Consider the following 16,933-nt stretch of genomic DNA (forward strand, 5'->3'; position numbering starts at 1 on the left):
ACGCCTACCTCTACATCGCCTGACAGCCCAGCGGGGCGGAGCCGGCCCCGGCCGCTGGACAAAGGCCCGCCGGGTCCGTACGACTGACGTACGGCCCGGCGGGCCTTTTGTGTGCCGGGGTCCGTCTCAGGCGCCGGCTTCCTGCCGTCCCGGCCGTCGCAGCGACCACCACAGCCCGGCCGCACCGGCCGCCAGCAGGGAGGCGCCGGCCGCGCCCAGCGGCAGCAGCTCACGCACCGGGCCCGTCTTCGGCAGCTCGTCCGCTCCCGGCCTCACCGGCTCGTTGTCGGTGCCGAGGAGCAGGGGAGTGGCCGGGGCGTCGGGCGAGGGGTTGGTGGTGCCGAACGGCACCGGCCCCTGCTGCCAGTACGTCTTCTTCCCGTCCTCGGACTGCACCGGCAGGCAGATCTTCCCCTTACTCTTCAGGTCGTACGTGGCGTCCACCGCGTACGACTTGGACGCGCCGGCGGCGAGATTGCCGACCGGGCAGCTGAATCCGCTGTTCGCACCCTCCGGAAGGCCCCTCTCGGCGATCCGTTCACAACCGGGGACGTTCTTGACGGTCAGTCCGTCGAACCCGACGACCAAGAGATTGATCTTCCCGCTGTCCGCACTTCCCCCATTCTTCACCGTGGCGGTAATCGCCGTCTTTCCCGAACTTTTGTCGACCGAGATCTTCTCGGGCAGCAGCGTCGTCAACTCCACCCCCGCCGGGGCCTTGTCGACAACCTTTCCCCCTTTGCTGCTCCCGGAGTCCTGATCGTCCGCCACGGCGGTGCCGGAAAAGATCAGAACCGCCGAGAAAGATGCTGCCACCAGCGATCCGGTGACGTTCGCCCTGCGACGAGAACTCATGTTCGTCCCCCTTGGCTGCGCCTGAATTCGCAGTACTCGAAGAGGTACCACAAGATTTGTCCGCACTATGCTGGGACCGCCTGAAGTGTGACCGTCGTGTTTCACTCGGGCCGTGCTGAGGGGGTGTGGCGGATTGCGGGGGAATATCAACAGCGCCGGGATTCCGGGGATATTGGTGGCCGGGCGGTACCGATTGGGCGAGAGTATCGGTCAGGGGGGAATGGGGCGGGTGTGGCGAGCCGCCGACGAAATACTCCACCGCCAGGTCGCCGTGAAGGAAATGCGGCTGGACGGAAGCGACGCGGAGGATTCCCGGACGCGCCGCGAACGCACTCTGCGCGAGGCACGGGCGACCGCACGGATCGACCACCCCCATGTGGTGCGGATCTACGACGTGGTCGACGAGGGCGAACGGCTGTGGATCGTCATGGAGTTGGTGGCCGGCCGCTCGCTGGAGCGCATTCTCGCCGAGGACGGCCGGCTCACCCCGAGGGAGACTGCCCGCATCGGGCTGGGCCTGGTGGCCGCACTCCGCGAGGTGCACGCCCGCGGTGTGCTGCACCGTGACATCAAGCCGGGCAACGTCCTGGTGGACCGCGGCGGCAGGGTCGTCCTCACGGACTTCGGCATCGCCGCCCTCCAGGACGCCAAGGCGCTGACCATGGCCGGCATGCTCGTCGGCAGCCCCGACTACATGGCCCCGGAGCGCGTCTCCGGGCGTCCCCAGGGCCCGCCGTCCGACATCTTCTCCCTGGGCGCCACGCTCTGCGCCGCCCTCAGCGGCGCCTCTCCCTTCACCCGCCCCACCACCCTGGCCACCCTGCACGCCGTGCTCTACGAGGACCCCGAACTCCCGGAGGTGGCCGGACCGTTGCGGGACACGCTGGAAGCGGCCCTGCACAAGGACCCGGCCCGGCGCCCCACCCTGAGCAGGCTGGAATCCACCCTCGACCTCATCGCCCACCCGCCCCCGTCACCCACCGTCCCGACCCCGGCTCCCACATCCCCCGCCCGGCCGGAACCGGCCCAGGTCCCCACGCTCCCCGCCCGGCCGGAGCCGGATCAGACCCCCACGCTGCCCGCCCGGCCGGAGCCGGCACCGGATCCCGAGCCGCCGCCTGCCACGGTCGTCAATCAGCCTCAGCCCGAGCCCGATCCGCCTGAGGGCAGGCGTGCCGCTGGACGCACCGAGTCCCCTCCGCGCGAGCGCGACCGCCGGCAGCACAGGCCCCCGGACTCCGACGTCCGCCCGGACTCTTCCACCGGTTCCCGCACCAAGCCGCACCGCCGCACCGTCCTCGCCGCCGCCGCGGCAGCGGCCGTCGCCGCGACCACCGTGCTCGCCGTCCTGCTCACCGACACCGGGGGAGACCCCTCCGGAAGCGGCGGCGGCACGGAGACCTCCGCTTCCGGCCCGAGCCCCACCGTGCAGGGCACCTCCAGGCCTCCGTCCCTGCCGCCCGGAGCCCGCCGCGAGGCGGGGGGATTCGCCTGGACGCCGCCCGTCGGCTGGCGCCGTGACGTCAAGACCGGCGCGGAGGTGCACTACACCTCGCCCGACGGCCGGCAGGAACTGGCCGCCAAGTCCGCGCTGGCCCGCGGCGATCTCCTGCAGACCTGGCAGACCTCCGAACGCAACGCCCACCAGGGGCAGAACTACCGCAAGATCCGCCTGGAGGAGAGCACCTTCCGCGGCCACCCCGCCGTCGTCTGGGAGTACACCTTCACCCTCGAGGGCACCCCCTGGCACGCCCGGCTCCTCGGCTTCAACCAGGACGGCAAGTCGTACCAGATCAACACCTGGTACCAGCCCGGCATCGAGGACCAGGCCCTGCGCGTCCACGAGAAGACCAAGAAGAGCTTCACCGTGCTGTGAGCACGGTGAGAACGCACGTCCTCGCACACTTGGAAGGGGCCCGCGGCGGACATCCGCCGCGGGCCCCTTCGCCCGTTCAGCCGGGAGGACTTCAGGCGGCCGGGACCTCGTCCCGCTCCGCCGCGGCCTTGCGCGCGTCCAGCCGCTGCTTCACCACGGCGACCACCAGCACCACGGCCGCGACCAGCAGCGACAGCAGCATCGTGGTCCGCCCGTTGTGCTCGGTGTCGGTCAGCATGTAGCCGATCACGAACACGATCAGCCCCATGCTCGCCCAGGTCAGGTACGGGTAGAGCCACATCCGCACGATCAGCTTCTCCGGCGCCTCCCGCTGGATGATCTTGCGCATCCGCAGCTGCGAGACGCAGATCACCAGCCACACGAACAGCGCGACCGCACCGGAGGAGTTGACCAGGAACAGGAAGACCGAGTCGGGGAACTCGTAGTTGAAGAACACGGCGACGAAGCCGAACACCACCGACACCAGGATCGCCGTCCGCGGCACGCCGCGCTCGGTGGTCCGGGCGAACGCCTTGGGCGCGTCGCCGCGCTCACCGAGCGAGAAGGCCATCCGGGAGGCCGTGTAGAGACCGGAGTTGAGGCAGGACAGCACCGAGGTCAGCACGATGAAGTTCATGATCTGACCGGCGTGCGGGATGCCCAGGGTGTCCAGCGCGGCCACGTAGGAGCCGTTCTCGGCGATGGACTCGCTGTTCCACGGCAGCAGGCAGACCACCACGAAGATGGAGCCCAGGTAGAAGACGCCGATACGCCAGATGATGCTGTTGGTGGCCTTGGTGACCGCCCGGCGGGGGTCCTCCGCCTCACCGGCCGCGAGGGTGGCGATCTCGCTGCCCATGAAGGAGAAGACGACCAGCAGGATGCCGGTGAGGATCGCACCGGGCCCGTTGGGCAGGAAGCCGCCGTGCTCGGTGAGGTTGGACAGACCCGCCTGCTCGCTGTCGACGCCGGGCAGCAGGCCGAAGACGGCCAGCCCGCCGATGAGGATGAACGCGCTGATGGCGACGACCTTGATGCCGGCGAACCAGAACTCGAACTCGCCGTAGGAGCCCACGGAGGCCAGGTTGGTGGCGGTGAGCACCACCATCACGAGCAGGGCCCAGACCCACTGGGGGACGGCCGGAATCCAGCCTTCGAGGATCTCGGCACCGGCGGTCGCCTCGACCGCCAGCACGACCACCCAGAAGAACCAGTACAGCCAGCCGATGGAGAACCCGGCCCAGGGGCCGAGCGCCCGGTCGGCGTGTGCCGAGAAGGAACCGGAGGTCGGGTGGGCCGCGGACATCTCGCCCAGCATGCGCATCACCAGCACCACGAGCGTGCCGACGAGGGCGTACGAGAGCAGGATTCCGGGTCCGGCGGTCGCGATCGCGGACTTGGATCCGACGAACAGGCCGGCGCCGATGACGCCACCGATGGCGATCATCGACAGATGACGGTTCTTGAGTCCGGCCTGCAGTCCGGTGCCGCCGGGGTCGCCGGGGCCGGACGTAGAGCTTCCGGGCTTGGTCAGGGTCGGCTGCGAGGTCATGGAACGGACTTCCTTTGCGCCGGGTAGCTGTAGCTCGCTCGCACAGAGCCATGTACGAGCTGGACCAGTGAAACGGAGGGTTGCGCGCAGGGAAACCTTCGAAAGCAAATCGTTACTTGAGGTTTTCCTGAGGTTCTGAGATTCTCCTCACATTTCCTGGGATCAGCACCCCGCGCGCCTGCCCAGAGGGCCGCGTGTCACACTCGGGCCATGCGCGTGTACCTCGGCTCGGACCATGCCGGCTACGAACTCAAGAACCACCTCGTCCAGTGGCTGAAGGAAGCGGGGCACGACCCCGTCGACTGCGGCCCCCACATCTACGACGCCCAGGACGACTACCCGCCGTTCTGCCTGCGGGCCGCCGAGCGGACCGCCGAGGACCCCGGCGCCCTCGGCATCGTGATCGGCGGTTCGGGCAATGGCGAGCAGATCGCCGCCAACAAGGTGAAGGGCGTCCGGGCCGCGCTGGCCTGGAGCGAGGAGACGGCGGCGCTGGGCCGCCAGCACAACAACGCCAATGTGGTCGCGATCGGCGCGCGCATGCACTCGCAGGACGAGGCCACCAAGTTCGTGGAGACCTTCCTCAACACCCCGTTCTCCGAGGACGAGCGGCACGTCCGCCGCATCGGGATGCTCTCCGCCTACGAGACCACCGGCGACCTTCCCCCGATCCCGGCCCACCACCCCCAGCAGTAGCCGCCCTGCCGGCCCGCACCGGGGACGGGACGGGCCGGCCCGCACACGGAGAAGCAGGGGCGTCGCGCCCGTGCCGCACACCGGCGCGGGCAGCCGGGCCGAGGACGCAGGAGAAGGGGACGAAGGGGACCATGCCCGAGGGGCACACCATCCACCGGCTGGCCAAGGACTACGCCGCCGCCTTCGCGACCGGCGCCCCGCTCCGCGTCACCAGCCCCCAGGGCAAGTTCTCCGACGCCGCCGCCCTCCTCGACGGCACCCCGCTGCACACCACCGACGCCCACGGCAAGCACCTCTTCCTCGGCTTCCGCGACGCCGACTGGATCCACATCCACCTCGGCCTGTTCGGCAAGGTCACCTTCGGCCCGGCCCCGGCGCCGCCGCCCACGGACACCGTCCGCCTCCGCCTCGCCCACGACGGCGCGTACGTCGATCTGCGCGGCCCCACCACCTGCGCCCTGATCACCGGCGGCGAGAAGCAGGCGATACACGAGCGCCTCGGCCCCGACCCGCTCCGCCCGGACGCCGACCCGGCCGCCGCCTACCGCCGCATCAGCCGCAGCCGCACCACCATCGCCGCCCTGCTGATGGACCAGAAGGTCATCGCCGGCGTCGGCAACGTCTACCGCGCCGAGGTCCTGTTCCGGCACCGCATCGACCCCTACCGCCCCGGCCGCGACATCACCCCCGCCGAATGGGACGCGCTGTGGACCGACTTGGTGGAGCTGATGCACGAGGGCGTGCGCCGGAACCGCATCGACACCGTCCGCCCCGAGCACACCCCGGAGGCGATGGGCCGCCCGCCCCGTGTCGACGACCACGGCGGCGAGGTGTACGTCTACCGGCGGGCGAACCAGCCCTGCCATCTGTGCGGCGAGCCGATCCGCACCGCCGGCCTGGCCGCCCGCAACCTCTTCTGGTGCCCCAACTGCCAGCGCGGCGCCTGACCCTGCACGCTCCAGCCCCGGACTACAACCGGCTCGGCGCACCCTCAGTACCCGATCGGCAGCCGGCCCGGCACGCCCTCAGAAGCCGAACGGCAGCCAGGGAGCCAGGCCGCCCGCCCCGAAGGCGACGGCCGCCTGAGCAAGCGCCCCGCGCCGCAGCTCACGCACTCGCCCTGCCGCGGCCCGCGCCGCGAGGCTCACCCCGCCCAGATAGGCGGCGCCCAACTCGCGTACGGACAGCGCCAGATCGGCCGGATCACCGGTCCGCTCACAAGTCGCTCCGCCGGCGTCCCCGCTCAGCCGCCAACGTCCGCTGTTCCAGGGGCAGAAGGCGTCCTCCACCTCCAACACCACGTCCACCGGCACCTGGTAGGTACGCCGCGACAGCGCGGCCCCCACCTCCACCGGCCGCAGATACAGCGAGTCCCGCAGCGCCGGACGGCACCGCCGGATGTCGGACACCAGGTACTGCCACGCAGTTCCCGTTCCTCGTCGGATTCCGGAACTCCGCCGAAGGCCCGTATCAGCGTTCCGTACCACTTGTCCCAGTCGTCCGGGGTGAGTACCCGAAGTCCGGTCGCCGGGGCCGTGCGCTCATTCACCATGAGCCATGCCTATCAGGGCAATGCGGGACGAGCGAGGGAATTTCTCCCGAGCGGCCACGAGACGGCATCCCGTGAAGTTCACTGTGATGTCGGTCCCCGGACGGGGGACAAGGCGGGGCTCCCGTGCCAAGCGGCCGGTCCCACGGATAGGGTCCCGAACTAATGGCACCGAGACGACAGCGGCGCGCGGAAGCCGACACGTTCACGGCCCGGTTGAAGAAGCAGTGGCACCGGGCCCGCGTCGGCGTGCGCAGAGCGGCCGTCGACTACTTCCGCGGGGACGGCTCGGACTGGATCGCGCTGGCCGGTCTCTTCCTCACCATCCCGCTGATCATGGCGGGCACGCTCGTCAACTCGGTCTGGTTCTCCCCGGCGGCGCTGGTGCTGCCGATCGTGGCCGGCGGGCTGCTGCTGCGCCCGGCCAGCCTGCTCGGCCTGTACGCGGCGGCGGCCACCGCGCTCATCGTGGAGTCGGTCCATCTCGGCCCGTACACCGAGGGCACCTCACGGGTCACCCCGGGCGTGGTGCTGGTGGTGGCCGCCTGCGGCTTCTTCGGGCTGGTCGTCGCTCAGTTCCGCAGCCGGGTCGGCGTGCCCTGGCGGCGCGGCGGCACCATGCTGTTCGACCTGCGCGAACGCATCCGGGTGCAGAGCAAACTGCCCAAACTGCCCTCCGGATGGCACCACGAGATGGCCCTGCGCCCGGCGGGCGGCCAGTCCTTCTCGGGCGACTTCGTGGTCGCGGCCCGCACCAACGGCGGGCGCACCCTGGAGGTCGTGCTGACCGACGTCTCGGGCAAGGGCATGGACGCGGGCTCCCGCGCCCTGCTGCTCTCCGGCGCCTTCGGCGGACTGCTCGGCAGCCTGCCCCCGCACTCGTTCCTGCCCGCCGCCAACGGCTACTTGCTGCGCCAGGAGTGGGAGGAGGGCTTCGCCACCTCCATCCACCTCGTCCTCGACCTCGACTCCGGCGACTACGAGCTGTACTCCGCGGGCCACCCGCCGGGCCTCCAGCTCAGCGCAGGCAGCGGTCGCTGGGAGGAGAAGGCCGCCGAGGGCCCCCTGCTCGGCGTGTACGACGGCGCCCAGTTCGACCCGGTGAAGGGCTCCCTGCGCCCCGGTGACGTGCTGATGCTGTTCACCGACGGGCTGGTGGAGACGGCCGACCGGGACATCGTCGAGGGCATCGACCGGCTCACCGGGGAGGCCGACCGCTATGTCGCCGGCGGTTTCCACGGCGCCGCCTGGCATCTGATCGAGTCGGTCGCCAAGGACGTCAACGACGACCGCGCCCTGCTGCTGATCTGCCGCGAGGGCCCCACCGCCACCCGCTGAGCCGTGCCGCCGGGCACACTGGAGCGGTGAGCGACACACCCATGACCCCGGCCGAGGTCGAGGCCACCGCCCGCGCCGCCCACTCGGGCCAGACCGACAAGGCCGGGCGCCCGTACGAGGAGCATCTGCGGGCCGTCGCCGAGGGCGTACGGGCGCGCGGCGGCGACGAGGACCAGATCGCCGCGGCCTGGCTGCACGACGCCGTCGAGGACGACAGGCTCTCCCTGAAGTGGCTGGAGCAGGCCCCGCTGACCCGGCGCACCAAGGACATCGTCCTCGCGGTCACCAAGCGGCCGGCCGAGCCGCCCGAGGCGTACGCGGCCCGCATCCTCGCCACCCCGGGCGCGCTGCTGGTGAAGGAGGCCGACCTGGCGCACAACGCCGACCCCGAGCGCCTGGCCGTGCTGGACGAGCCCACCAGAACGAGACTGGCCGAGAAGTACGCGCGGATGCGCACACTTCTCGGCCTGGTCGCGGGGGAGACCCCGTAGGGCTGCCCGGGCTTCGCTCAGACGGAGACCTTCTCGCGGGACCGGGCGGCCTCGGAGCGCTTCTCGCGCTCCCGTGCCTCCGCTATGGCGTCCGGCCGGAAGGCCCACTCCATCCGTGGTTCCACCACCCATCGCAGCGCCTGCCGCACGGGCTTGGTGCACATCAGGGTGATGCCGACGGCACCGACCACGGTCAGCGCGATCTCGCCCAGCGGCGTGTCCAGCACGGGTGCCTTGAACCAGCCCTGGTAGGTGCCGGTCTTCACCACGAAGCCGTGCAGCAGGAAGCCGTAGATCGTCCCGGCGCCCAGCGAGGTGAACCACATGCGCCGGCCGGGGACCCAGGCCAGGAAGCAGGCGGTCAGCACCAGCGAGCAGCCGAACAGCGCCAGCATCATCACCGGCCCGGTCCACCACGGGGCGCCCGAGTCCTGCGCCGGGGAGTCGCGGTAGAACCAGCCGGTGGACATGCGCGGCACCGACCACCAGGCGACGGCCAGCGCCGCCGCCATCACCGGCAGCGAGGCGATCCGCACCGAGCGGCGGCGCACCAGGGAGAAGTGCTCCGGCCGCAGCACCAGACCCAGCACGAAGCACGGCAGGAACTGCAGCACGCGCTGCATGTCCAGGTCGTTGGCGATCGACGGCGTCATGGACGCCAGCGCCCCGAGGGCGATGGCGACCGGCAGGGGGTAGCGGATCGTCTTCCAGATGGGCGTGGTCAGGCGCCAGATGAACAGCGCGCACAGGAACCACAGCAGATAGGTGGCGTCGAGCAGGCTGAGGTCGTGGCCGGGGTCGTTGTCCACGACCCGCTTGTGCAGCGTGTAGGCCACCTCGAAGACGAGGTACGGCACGACGACGGTGGCGATCAGCCGCTTCACGCGCTTGGGGCTCATGTCGAAGCTGCGCGAGAAGTAGCCGGAGATGATGATGAACGCCGGCATGTGGAACGTGTACACGAACCGGTAGAGCGCCTCCACCGTCCGGTTGTCGTCCAGGATCTGGCCCCAGGCGTGGCCCACACCGACCAGCACGATCGCCAGGTACTTGGCGTTGTCGAAGAAGGCGTCGCGCTGCTTGCCGGAGGACCCGGTGGACCCGGAGGACCCGGAGGACTCGGAGGACCCGGAGGACTCGGAGCGGTTGGCGGAGCCCGCGCTCGGGGTATGCGGGCCCGTGCCTCCGGCCGCCGGTGCGTGTGCCGGGGGAAGCGGCGTTCTGCGGTTGCCGTACGGTCGCAGCGAGTTCGTCACAGGCCCTCCCACAGCGCACCGGGGGAGAGGTTCACAGAGCTCGCTGCGCTTGCGGGGGACGAGGCAGCGTGGAACATCTGAGGCACCCTAGCGTTGTCTCCTGCTATTCGTAAAACGCCCGACGTCATTACTGGTTATTCGGTCCGGGTACCCCTGATTGGGGAAACTCGGCCTCGTGGTCCGAGTGATGGCCAACACATCGGATGCTTAAGGGGAGTACGCGCCCGAACCGTCCGACAGGCGCCCTGCATGTCGTGATTCATCCGGATTAAGCCATGCATAAGACCGGCGGGTGACTCCGACGGAATGTCCACTTCCGTCGGCTTCGCGCCCTGCGTCGCCGGTCCGTTGAGAAGAGCGTGCGGGCAATTCGAAATGCCTGCGAACGCGTTGTGTGGGTATGGAAACGATCCCGTTGAATTCCCTGCCCGGGTGGTACCTCGAATTCCCGTGCGAGACAACGGTGTTGTGGCGTGCGGTGCCGCGTGCGCGCGGGCGTGCGCGGTCCTGAGGGACGGGGCTCCCCGTCCGCCGCCGGGTACCCGGGCTGAACGATGTGTCACCTGCGGCATGACGCGGGCAGGTTGGTGGCACGATGGTTCTGGCGGGGTGCGCGGGGGTCGCGCCCCCGGGCCGGGAGAGCGGACCGACCGAGGGTGTGATCAGTTGTGGCCATTTCACTGTCTGTGGTGCTGCTGTTGGCGATCATCCTTGTGGTGCTCCTGAGAGGCGGCTCCATCAAGGCGGGCCCCGCGATCGTCGCGGTCCTCTTCGGCTTCTTCCTCGCCTCCACCGGCATGGCCGACGACATCCAGCGCTTCCTGAACTCGATAGCCGAGACGATCAACTCGATCCAGTTCTAGGAGGCCGGCCGTCCCGGGAGGCCGCGTGGTGCCGGGTGGCCGGCCCAGGCAGCCGTACGCCCCAGCCCGGTGATCAAGGTCCCGGGCCGGCGGGACGGGGCTGGGGGCCGGGCGCGGTGCGCCTGGGGCCGGAGAGCGCGGCGGGCCCGAAGCCGGAGAAACGATCACCGCGAAGCCCGGGGCAGCCGGAGAACGATCAGCGCCACCGGAGCGGGGAAACGATCAACGCCGCAGGAGCCGGAAAACGATCAGGGCCGGCCGGAGGAAGTGATCCTCCGGCCGGCCCCGAGCCGTACAGAGCGGGCGACGGGAATCGAACCCGCGTAGCTAGTTTGGAAGACTAGGGCTCTACCATTGAGCTACGCCCGCAGGGTGCACCGCAGGCCGTACCGGCCGCAGTACTGACAGGCATCGTAGCGGGTCAGGGCACCTCGATGCACACCCGTTGCCCGCCCCGCCGGCGACACCGCAGCGCGCCCCTGAAATCCTGCCGTCGCACCGCCGGGCGGCATGTACCCTACGTGTCGCACCAGACGGGGTGTGGCGCAGCTTGGTAGCGCGTCCGCTTTGGGAGCGGAAGGCCGTGGGTTCAAATCCCGCCACCCCGACCACCCATCCGGTCACCCTCGGTGATCAGCCAACGGTCACTTGCCGGTGATCGCCTTTTGGGCGCCGTAGTCGCTGCCGTTACTATGCAAGCTGCACGCCCGTGTGTCTCAGGTCTGAAGTCCTCCGGGCGGCGCATCCGCCGGACCGCTCTGGTACCGGCAGAAACCGAGAAGTCAGCCACAAGGAGACCGAACCGTGAAGAGCGCCGTGGAGACCCTGAACCCGACCCGGGTTCGGCTCACTGTCGAGGTGCCCTTCGAGGAGCTCAAGGACAGCCTCGACGCGGCGTACAAGAAGATCAACCAGCAGGTCACGGTGAAGGGCTTCCGCAAGGGCAAGGTCCCGGCCCGGGTCATCGACCAGCGCTTCGGCCGCGGTGCGGTCCTGGAGGAGGCGGTCAACGACGCCCTCCCGAAGTTCTACACCGACGCCGTGAACCAGGCCGAGCTGAGCCCGCTGGGTCAGCCCGAGGTCGACATCACGGAGCTGAAGGACGGCGAGACGCTGAACTTCACCGCCGAGGTCGACGTGCGTCCCTCCATCGAGATCCCGGACTACTCCGGCATCGAGGTCGAGGTCGACGCCGTCGAGGTCACCGACGAGGACGTCGACAAGTCGGTCGAGCAGCTCCGTGAGCGTTTCGCCTCCACCACCCCGGTCGAGCGCGCCGCCGAGGACGGCGACGTGGTCACCATCGACCTGGAGGCCAAGGTCGAGGGCAAGGTCCTCGAGGACGGCGTCGCCAAGGACGTCTCCTACACCATCGGCTCCGGCGAGCTGCTCGACGGCATCGACGACGCCGTCAAGGGCCTGTCCGCCGGTGAGGAGGCCACCTTCACCTCCGAGCTGAAGGGCGGCTCCGCGGCCGGCAAGGAGGCCGAGGTCACCGTCAAGGTCACCCAGGTCGCCAAGCGGGAACTGCCCGAGCTGGACGACGAGTTCGCGCAGCTGGCCTCCGAGTTCGACACCCTCGAGGAGCTCCGGGCCGACAGCCGCAAGCGCCTGGAGAACATGAAGCAGTACGACCAGGCCACGCAGGCCCAGGAGCGCGTCCTGGAGAAGCTGCTCGAGCTGGTCGAGGTCCCGGTCCCCGAGAAGCTGCTCGAGGACGAGATCAACACCCGTAAGCACAACCTCGAGCACCACCAGCTCGGCCAGATGGGTCTCACCCTCGACAAGTACCTGGAGATCCAGGGCAAGACCGCCGAGGAGTTCGAGAACGAGACCCGCGAGGCCGCGATCAAGGGCATCAAGACCCAGTTCGTGCTCGACGAGCTCGTCAAGCAGGAGAAGCTCAACGTCAACCAGGAGGAGCTCACCGAGCACCTCATGCGGCGTGCGGCCTCCTCCGGCATGTCCCCCGACCAGTTCGCCCAGGCCGTCGTCGAGCAGGGCCAGGTCCCGCTGCTCGTCGGCGAGGTCGCCCGCGGCAAGGCGCTGGCCGTCGTGGTCGAGAAGGCCACGGTGAAGGACACCAACGGCGAGATCGTCGACCTGGACGACGAGGAGGAGCCGGCGGAGGCCGAGGCGGAGACCGCCGAGGCCGCCGCTGAGTCGGCCGAGTCGGCCGAGGCCAATGAGTCCGCCGAGTCCGCCGAGTCCGGCGAGGACAAGGCCGAGGAGAAGTCCGAGGGCTGAGCCCCGGCTTCCGCAAGATCACAGGAAGGGCCCCGGGGCGAACCCCCCGGGGCCCTTCCGGCACCAGCGAGGGCAGCACCGCAGGTACGCGGGGACCGGCGCCGACCGGACGCGCACGAGACGTACCTGCCGGCGACCGGAACCACACGGGCCGCTACGCCCCCGGCGAACACCCACAGAACCGGGATGGCACCGCCCACCCTGAGCGTTAGGGTCCATGAATACGGGGCCCAGCACCCACCGGCGGCCGAGCTGCCGGAGGCCCCCCGCAGGGAACACGTGAGACGGCCCGGCGCCGTCGTAAGACGAGCAGGTGGATACGTGACGAATCTGATGCCCTCCGCCGCCGGCGAGCCCTCCATCGGTGGTGGCCTCGGCGACCAGGTCTACAGCCGGCTGCTCAACGAGCGGATCATCTTCCTCGGCCAGCCGGTCGACGACGACATTGCGAACAGGATCACCGCACAGCTGCTGCTCCTTGCCGCCGACCCCGACAAGGACATCTACCTCTACATCAACAGCCCCGGCGGCTCCATCACGGCCGGCATGGCGATCTACGACACCATGCAGTACATCAAGAACGACGTGGTGACGATCGCCATGGGCCTGGCCGCCTCCATGGGCCAGTTCCTGCTGAGCGCCGGCACCCCCGGCAAGCGGTTCGCGCTGCCGAACGCCGAGATCCTGATCCACCAGCCCTCCGCCGGCCTGGCCGGCTCGGCCTCGGACATCAAGATCCACGCCGAGCGGCTGCTGCACACCAAGAAGCGCATGGCCGAGCTCACGGCCCAGCACACCGGTCAGACGGTGGAGCAGATCCTCCGTGACTCCGACCGTGACCGCTGGTTCGACGCCTTCGAGGCCAAGGAGTACGGCCTCATCGACGATGTGATCGCCACGGCCGCCGGCATGCCGGGCGGCGGCGGCACCGGGGCCTGATCGCCCCATCAGCTCCGCTCGCCGACCGCCTCAGCCTTTACCAGGAGACACCGTGAACGACTTCCCCGGCCGCGGCCTGTACGACCGCATGGACGCCGTGCAGGACATGCGCGCATCCCAGTCCCGGTACACCGGCCCGATGGCCGAGTCCCGTTACGTCATCCCCCGCTTCGTCGAGCGCACCTCCCAGGGCATCCGCGAGTACGACCCGTACGCGAAGCTCTTCGAGGAGCGCGTGATCTTCCTCGGCGTCCAGATCGACGACGCCTCCGCCAACGACGTCATGGCGCAGCTGCTGTGCCTGGAGTCGATGGACCCCGACCGTGACATCTCGGTCTACATCAACAGCCCCGGTGGCTCCTTCACCGCGCTGACGGCGATCTACGACACCATGCAGTACGTCAAGCCGGACATCCAGACGGTCTGCATGGGCCAGGCCGCCTCGGCCGCCGCCGTGCTGCTGGCCGCCGGCACGCCCGGCAAGCGCATGGCCCTGCCGAACGCCCGCGTGCTGATCCACCAGCCGTACAGCGAGACGGGCCGCGGCCAGGTGTCCGACCTGGAGATCGCCGCCAACGAGATCCTGCGGATGCGCTCGCAGCTGGAGGAGATGCTGGCCAAGCACTCCACCCAGCCGCTGGAGAAGATCCGCGAGGACATCGAGCGCGACAAGATCCTCACGGCCGAGGACGCGCTGCAGTACGGCCTGATCGACCAGATCATCACCACCCGCAAGATGGACAACGCCAGCCTGCGCTGACGCACGAGGCTGAGACGTCTGCCGCCCCTTGGCACGGTTTGGCCCGGTTCACGTCAAAGCGAACCGCGCCAAGGGGGGCCCGAACGGGGGGCCCGGCAAGGTACCGTCGGACATAAGGCAGCACCAGGAGCCGCTGGACGTTGACGTCCAGGCGTCTCCCAGGCGAAGGGGAAGCACACCGTGGCACGCATCGGTGACGGCGGCGATCTGCTCAAGTGCTCGTTCTGCGGGAAGAGCCAGAAGCAGGTCAAGAAGCTCATCGCAGGGCCCGGTGTGTACATCTGCGACGAGTGCATCGATCTCTGCAACGAGATCATCGAGGAGGAGCTCGCCGAGACCAGCGAGGTGCGCTGGGAGGAGCTTCCCAAGCCCCGTGAGATCTACGAGTTCCTCGAGGGCTATGTGGTCGGCCAGGAGGCGGCGAAGAAGGCCCTCTCCGTCGCGGTGTACAACCACTACAAGCGGGTCCAGGCCGGCGAGAACGGCGGGGCGAACGGCCGCGACGACGGCATCGAGCTCGCCAAGTCCAACATCCTGCTGCTCGGCCCCACCGGCTCCGGCAAGACCCTGCTCGCCCAGACCCTCGCCCGCATGCTGAACGTCCCGTTCGCCATCGCCGACGCGACGGCGCTGACCGAGGCGGGCTATGTCGGCGAGGACGTCGAGAACATCCTGCTCAAGCTGATCCAGGCGGCCGACTACGACGTCAAGAAGGCCGAGACCGGGATCATCTACATCGACGAGATCGACAAGGTCGCTCGCAAGAGCGAGAACCCGTCGATCACCCGCGACGTCTCCGGCGAGGGAGTCCAGCAGGCCCTGCTGAAGATCCTCGAGGGCACCACCGCCTCCGTCCCGCCGCAGGGCGGCCGCAAGCACCCGCACCAGGAGTTCATCCAGATCGACACGACGAACGTGCTGTTCATCGTGGGCGGTGCCTTCGCCGGCCTGGAGAAGATCATCGAGGGCCGGGCGGGCGCCAAGGGCATCGGATTCGGCGCCGACATCCGCTCCAAGCGGGAGCTGGAGTCCAAGGACCAGTTCGAGGACGTCATGCCGGAGGACCTGGTCAAGTTCGGCATGATCCCCGAGTTCATCGGCCGCCTGCCGGTCATCACCTCGGTCCACAACCTGGACCGCGAGGCGCTGCTGAAGATCCTGGTCGAGCCGCGCAACGCGCTGGTGAAGCAGTACCAGCGCCTCTTCGAACTCGACGGCGTGGAGCTGGACTTCGAGCGCGAGGCGCTCGAGGCCATCGCGGACCAGGCCATCCTCCGCCAGACCGGCGCCCGCGGCCTGCGCGCCATCATGGAGGAGGTCCTCCAGGGCGTGATGTACGAGGTCCCGTCCCGCAAGGACGTGGCCCGCGTCGTCATCACCGCCGACGTCGTCCTCTCCAACGTCAACCCCACCCTCATCCCCCGCGACGCCCGCGGCCGTGGGCCGGGGGAGCAGAAGACGGCGTAGCCGTCCCCCGGGCACAGAAAGGCGCCCCGGCCGCTAGGCCGGGGCGCCCTTCTCGTTCCTGTTCCCGCTAGTTGACCGGGACGCGTACGTCCTTGCGGAGGTCGGCGGTGACCTTGGCCGAGGTGTCGAGGTCCACGCCCTTGCCGCCGGCGGCGGGCACGGCCATGCCGATCGTGCTGTAGTCGGCCCAGAGGCACACGTACTGAGTGTCCGTCTGACCGGTCTGCTTGTTCTCGCCCTTGGCCTTCTGGCACTTCATGACGGCACCCTCGAGGCCGTCCGGCTCCACGCTCTCCGCGTCACCGACGAACTCGAGGTCCTTGGCGGTGCTCTTCTTCATGCCGTTGAGGGCGTCGTCGAGCGCCTGCTCGGGGTCCTTCACCTTGCCGTAGAGACCCACGAACGTCACGGCCTTGGAGGCAGCCACCTTGGTCGGGTCCTCGAGGGCCGAGGGGTCGTTGATGTCGAGCGTCGAGAACAGCGCCCTGACGGCCTTGGCGTCGCTGATGCCGCTCTTGGCGAGTTCCTTGACGTCGCTCGACGAGGCGTCCTCCGGCGGCTGGTTCGGGCCGATCCGCTTGTAGTCGGTGAGCACCGTCTCCGGCGTCGTCAGCTTGTGCGGACCGTCGTCCTTCAGACCGCTCGCGCCGCCGCCGCTGCCGCCGAGGACGAAGTACGCGCCCACGCCGATCGCCGCCACGACCGCCACCGCGCCGATGATGATGCCCGCCTTCTTGCCGCCGCCTCCGCCGGGGGCGGGAGGCTGGCCGTACGGGGCCTGGCCGTACGGGGCCTGGCCGTAGGGCGGCTGCTGCGGCGGGACACCGGGCTGGCCCGGCTGCTGGGGGTAGCCGTAACCCGGCTGTCCCGGCGGCGGGGCCTGCTGGGGGTAGCCGTAGCCGGGCTGCGGAGCCTGCGGCTGCTGGCCGTAAGGACCCGGCTGGCCGTACGGTCCGGGCTGCTGGGGCTGCCCGCCGTACGGGCCCGGCTGGTTGTAGCTCATTCCTGGGTTCCCCTCCAGATGCTTATGTGTCGCTCACATCC

At 69.7% G+C, this 16,933-nt stretch carries 14 protein-coding genes, 2 tRNA genes and 1 pseudogene; 11 read left to right on the plus strand and 6 right to left on the minus strand.

The annotated features are described in order from the left end of the window. Positions 1–126: 126 nt before the first annotated feature. Positions 127–855, minus strand: coding sequence for a hypothetical protein (locus ABD198_RS17675; RefSeq protein WP_344002366.1), 729 nt, complete (start codon positions 853–855; stop codon positions 127–129). A 220-nt stretch (positions 856–1,075) separates the two neighbouring features. Between ABD198_RS17675 and ABD198_RS17680 the strand changes: the two genes are divergently transcribed. Further along, positions 1,076–2,731, plus strand: coding sequence for a serine/threonine-protein kinase (locus tag ABD198_RS17680; protein ID WP_425580496.1), 1,656 nt, complete (start codon positions 1,076–1,078; stop codon positions 2,729–2,731). A 91-nt stretch (positions 2,732–2,822) separates the two neighbouring features. Here ABD198_RS17680 and ABD198_RS17685 read toward each other — a convergent pair whose 3' ends face one another. Next, a complete protein-coding gene (locus tag ABD198_RS17685) occupies positions 2,823–4,283 on the minus strand; it encodes an amino acid permease (RefSeq protein WP_344002373.1) in 1,461 nt (486 codons plus the stop codon). A gap of 210 nt (positions 4,284–4,493) precedes the next feature. Here ABD198_RS17685 and ABD198_RS17690 point away from each other — a divergent pair, with 210 nt between their 5' ends. Both ABD198_RS17690 and ABD198_RS17695 read left to right on the plus strand, forming a co-directional pair. Beyond that, complete coding sequence (locus ABD198_RS17690; RefSeq protein ID WP_344002375.1) at positions 4,494–4,979, plus strand: ribose-5-phosphate isomerase; 486 nt, start codon at positions 4,494–4,496, stop codon at positions 4,977–4,979. 131 nt (positions 4,980–5,110) lie between these two features. After that, entirely contained in the window at positions 5,111–5,926 is an 816-nt protein-coding gene (locus ABD198_RS17695; protein WP_344002377.1) for an Fpg/Nei family DNA glycosylase, read from the plus strand. A gap of 78 nt (positions 5,927–6,004) precedes the next feature. Here the strand turns inward: ABD198_RS17695 and ABD198_RS17700 are convergent. Beyond that, positions 6,005–6,409: pseudogene (locus tag ABD198_RS17700) on the minus strand (sterol carrier protein domain-containing protein); the annotation flags it as partial. Between the two features lie 284 nt (positions 6,410–6,693). On the opposite strand from ABD198_RS17700, the gene ABD198_RS17705 reads away from it, so the two are divergent. Together ABD198_RS17705 and ABD198_RS17710 are read left to right on the plus strand one after the other, a co-directional pair. Beyond that, the gene (locus ABD198_RS17705) at positions 6,694–7,866 is read left to right on the plus strand and encodes a SpoIIE family protein phosphatase (RefSeq protein ID WP_344002380.1); all 1,173 of its coding nucleotides are present in this window, start codon (positions 6,694–6,696) and stop codon (positions 7,864–7,866) included. Between the two features lie 41 nt (positions 7,867–7,907). Continuing rightward, a complete protein-coding gene (locus ABD198_RS17710) occupies positions 7,908–8,357 on the plus strand; it encodes an HD domain-containing protein (protein ID WP_344002450.1) in 450 nt (149 codons plus the stop codon). Between the two features lie 17 nt (positions 8,358–8,374). Here ABD198_RS17710 and ABD198_RS17715 read toward each other — a convergent pair whose 3' ends face one another. Further along, positions 8,375–9,613, minus strand: coding sequence for an acyltransferase family protein (locus ABD198_RS17715; protein WP_344002383.1), 1,239 nt, complete (start codon positions 9,611–9,613; stop codon positions 8,375–8,377). Positions 9,614–10,281: 668 nt separating this feature from the next. Here ABD198_RS17715 and ABD198_RS17720 point away from each other — a divergent pair. Beyond that, positions 10,282–10,476, plus strand: coding sequence for a hypothetical protein (locus tag ABD198_RS17720; RefSeq protein WP_123999966.1), 195 nt, complete (start codon positions 10,282–10,284; stop codon positions 10,474–10,476). 298 nt (positions 10,477–10,774) lie between these two features. On the opposite strand, the gene ABD198_RS17725 is transcribed toward ABD198_RS17720, so the two are convergent. After that, positions 10,775–10,845: transfer RNA gene (locus tag ABD198_RS17725), tRNA-Gly, on the minus strand. Positions 10,846–11,010: 165 nt separating this feature from the next. Here ABD198_RS17725 and ABD198_RS17730 point away from each other — a divergent pair. The 5 genes from ABD198_RS17730 to clpX all read left to right on the plus strand — a co-directional run bounded on the left by ABD198_RS17730 (position 11,011) and on the right by clpX (position 15,889). Continuing rightward, positions 11,011–11,087, plus strand: a tRNA-Pro gene (locus ABD198_RS17730). A gap of 193 nt (positions 11,088–11,280) precedes the next feature. Then, positions 11,281–12,723, plus strand: coding sequence for a trigger factor (gene tig, locus ABD198_RS17735; protein ID WP_344002388.1), 1,443 nt, complete (start codon positions 11,281–11,283; stop codon positions 12,721–12,723). Positions 12,724–13,056: 333 nt separating this feature from the next. After that, on the plus strand, positions 13,057–13,662 hold the full coding sequence (locus ABD198_RS17740; protein WP_344002452.1) for an ATP-dependent Clp protease proteolytic subunit: 606 nt from the start codon (positions 13,057–13,059) through the stop codon (positions 13,660–13,662). Positions 13,663–13,714: 52 nt separating this feature from the next. Further along, entirely contained in the window at positions 13,715–14,422 is a 708-nt protein-coding gene (locus ABD198_RS17745; RefSeq protein ID WP_344002391.1) for an ATP-dependent Clp protease proteolytic subunit, read from the plus strand. A gap of 180 nt (positions 14,423–14,602) precedes the next feature. Beyond that, the gene (clpX, locus tag ABD198_RS17750) at positions 14,603–15,889 is read left to right on the plus strand and encodes an ATP-dependent Clp protease ATP-binding subunit ClpX (protein WP_344002394.1); all 1,287 of its coding nucleotides are present in this window, start codon (positions 14,603–14,605) and stop codon (positions 15,887–15,889) included. Positions 15,890–15,956: 67 nt separating this feature from the next. Here clpX and ABD198_RS17755 read toward each other — a convergent pair whose 3' ends face one another. Then, the gene (locus ABD198_RS17755) at positions 15,957–16,892 is read right to left on the minus strand and encodes a hypothetical protein (protein ID WP_344002396.1); all 936 of its coding nucleotides are present in this window, start codon (positions 16,890–16,892) and stop codon (positions 15,957–15,959) included. Between the last annotated feature and the right edge of the window lie 41 nt (positions 16,893–16,933).

The sequence above is a fragment of the Streptomyces thermocarboxydovorans genome, from assembly GCF_039524635.1.
Classification (GTDB): Bacteria; Actinomycetota; Actinomycetes; order Streptomycetales; family Streptomycetaceae; genus Streptomyces; species Streptomyces thermocarboxydovorans.

Excerpts from the sequence above, each read along its gene's own strand:
- ABD198_RS17740 (WP_344002452.1), top strand. The coding sequence starts at position 13,057 with ATGCCCTCCGCCGCCGGCGAGCCCTCCATCGGTGGTGGCCTCGGCGAC.
- ABD198_RS17675 (WP_344002366.1), bottom strand. The coding sequence starts at position 855 with ATGAGTTCTCGTCGCAGGGCGAACGTCACCGGATCGCTGGTGGCAGCA.
- ABD198_RS17690 (WP_344002375.1), top strand. The coding sequence starts at position 4,494 with ATGCGCGTGTACCTCGGCTCGGACCATGCCGGCTACGAACTCAAGAAC.
- ABD198_RS17695 (WP_344002377.1), top strand. The coding sequence starts at position 5,111 with ATGCCCGAGGGGCACACCATCCACCGGCTGGCCAAGGACTACGCCGCC.
- ABD198_RS17685 (WP_344002373.1), bottom strand. The coding sequence starts at position 4,283 with ATGACCTCGCAGCCGACCCTGACCAAGCCCGGAAGCTCTACGTCCGGC.
- ABD198_RS17755 (WP_344002396.1), bottom strand. The coding sequence starts at position 16,892 with ATGAGCTACAACCAGCCGGGCCCGTACGGCGGGCAGCCCCAGCAGCCC.
- ABD198_RS17705 (WP_344002380.1), top strand. The coding sequence starts at position 6,694 with ATGGCACCGAGACGACAGCGGCGCGCGGAAGCCGACACGTTCACGGCC.
- ABD198_RS17680 (WP_425580496.1), top strand. The coding sequence starts at position 1,076 with ATGGGGCGGGTGTGGCGAGCCGCCGACGAAATACTCCACCGCCAGGTC.
- ABD198_RS17710 (WP_344002450.1), top strand. The coding sequence starts at position 7,908 with ATGACCCCGGCCGAGGTCGAGGCCACCGCCCGCGCCGCCCACTCGGGC.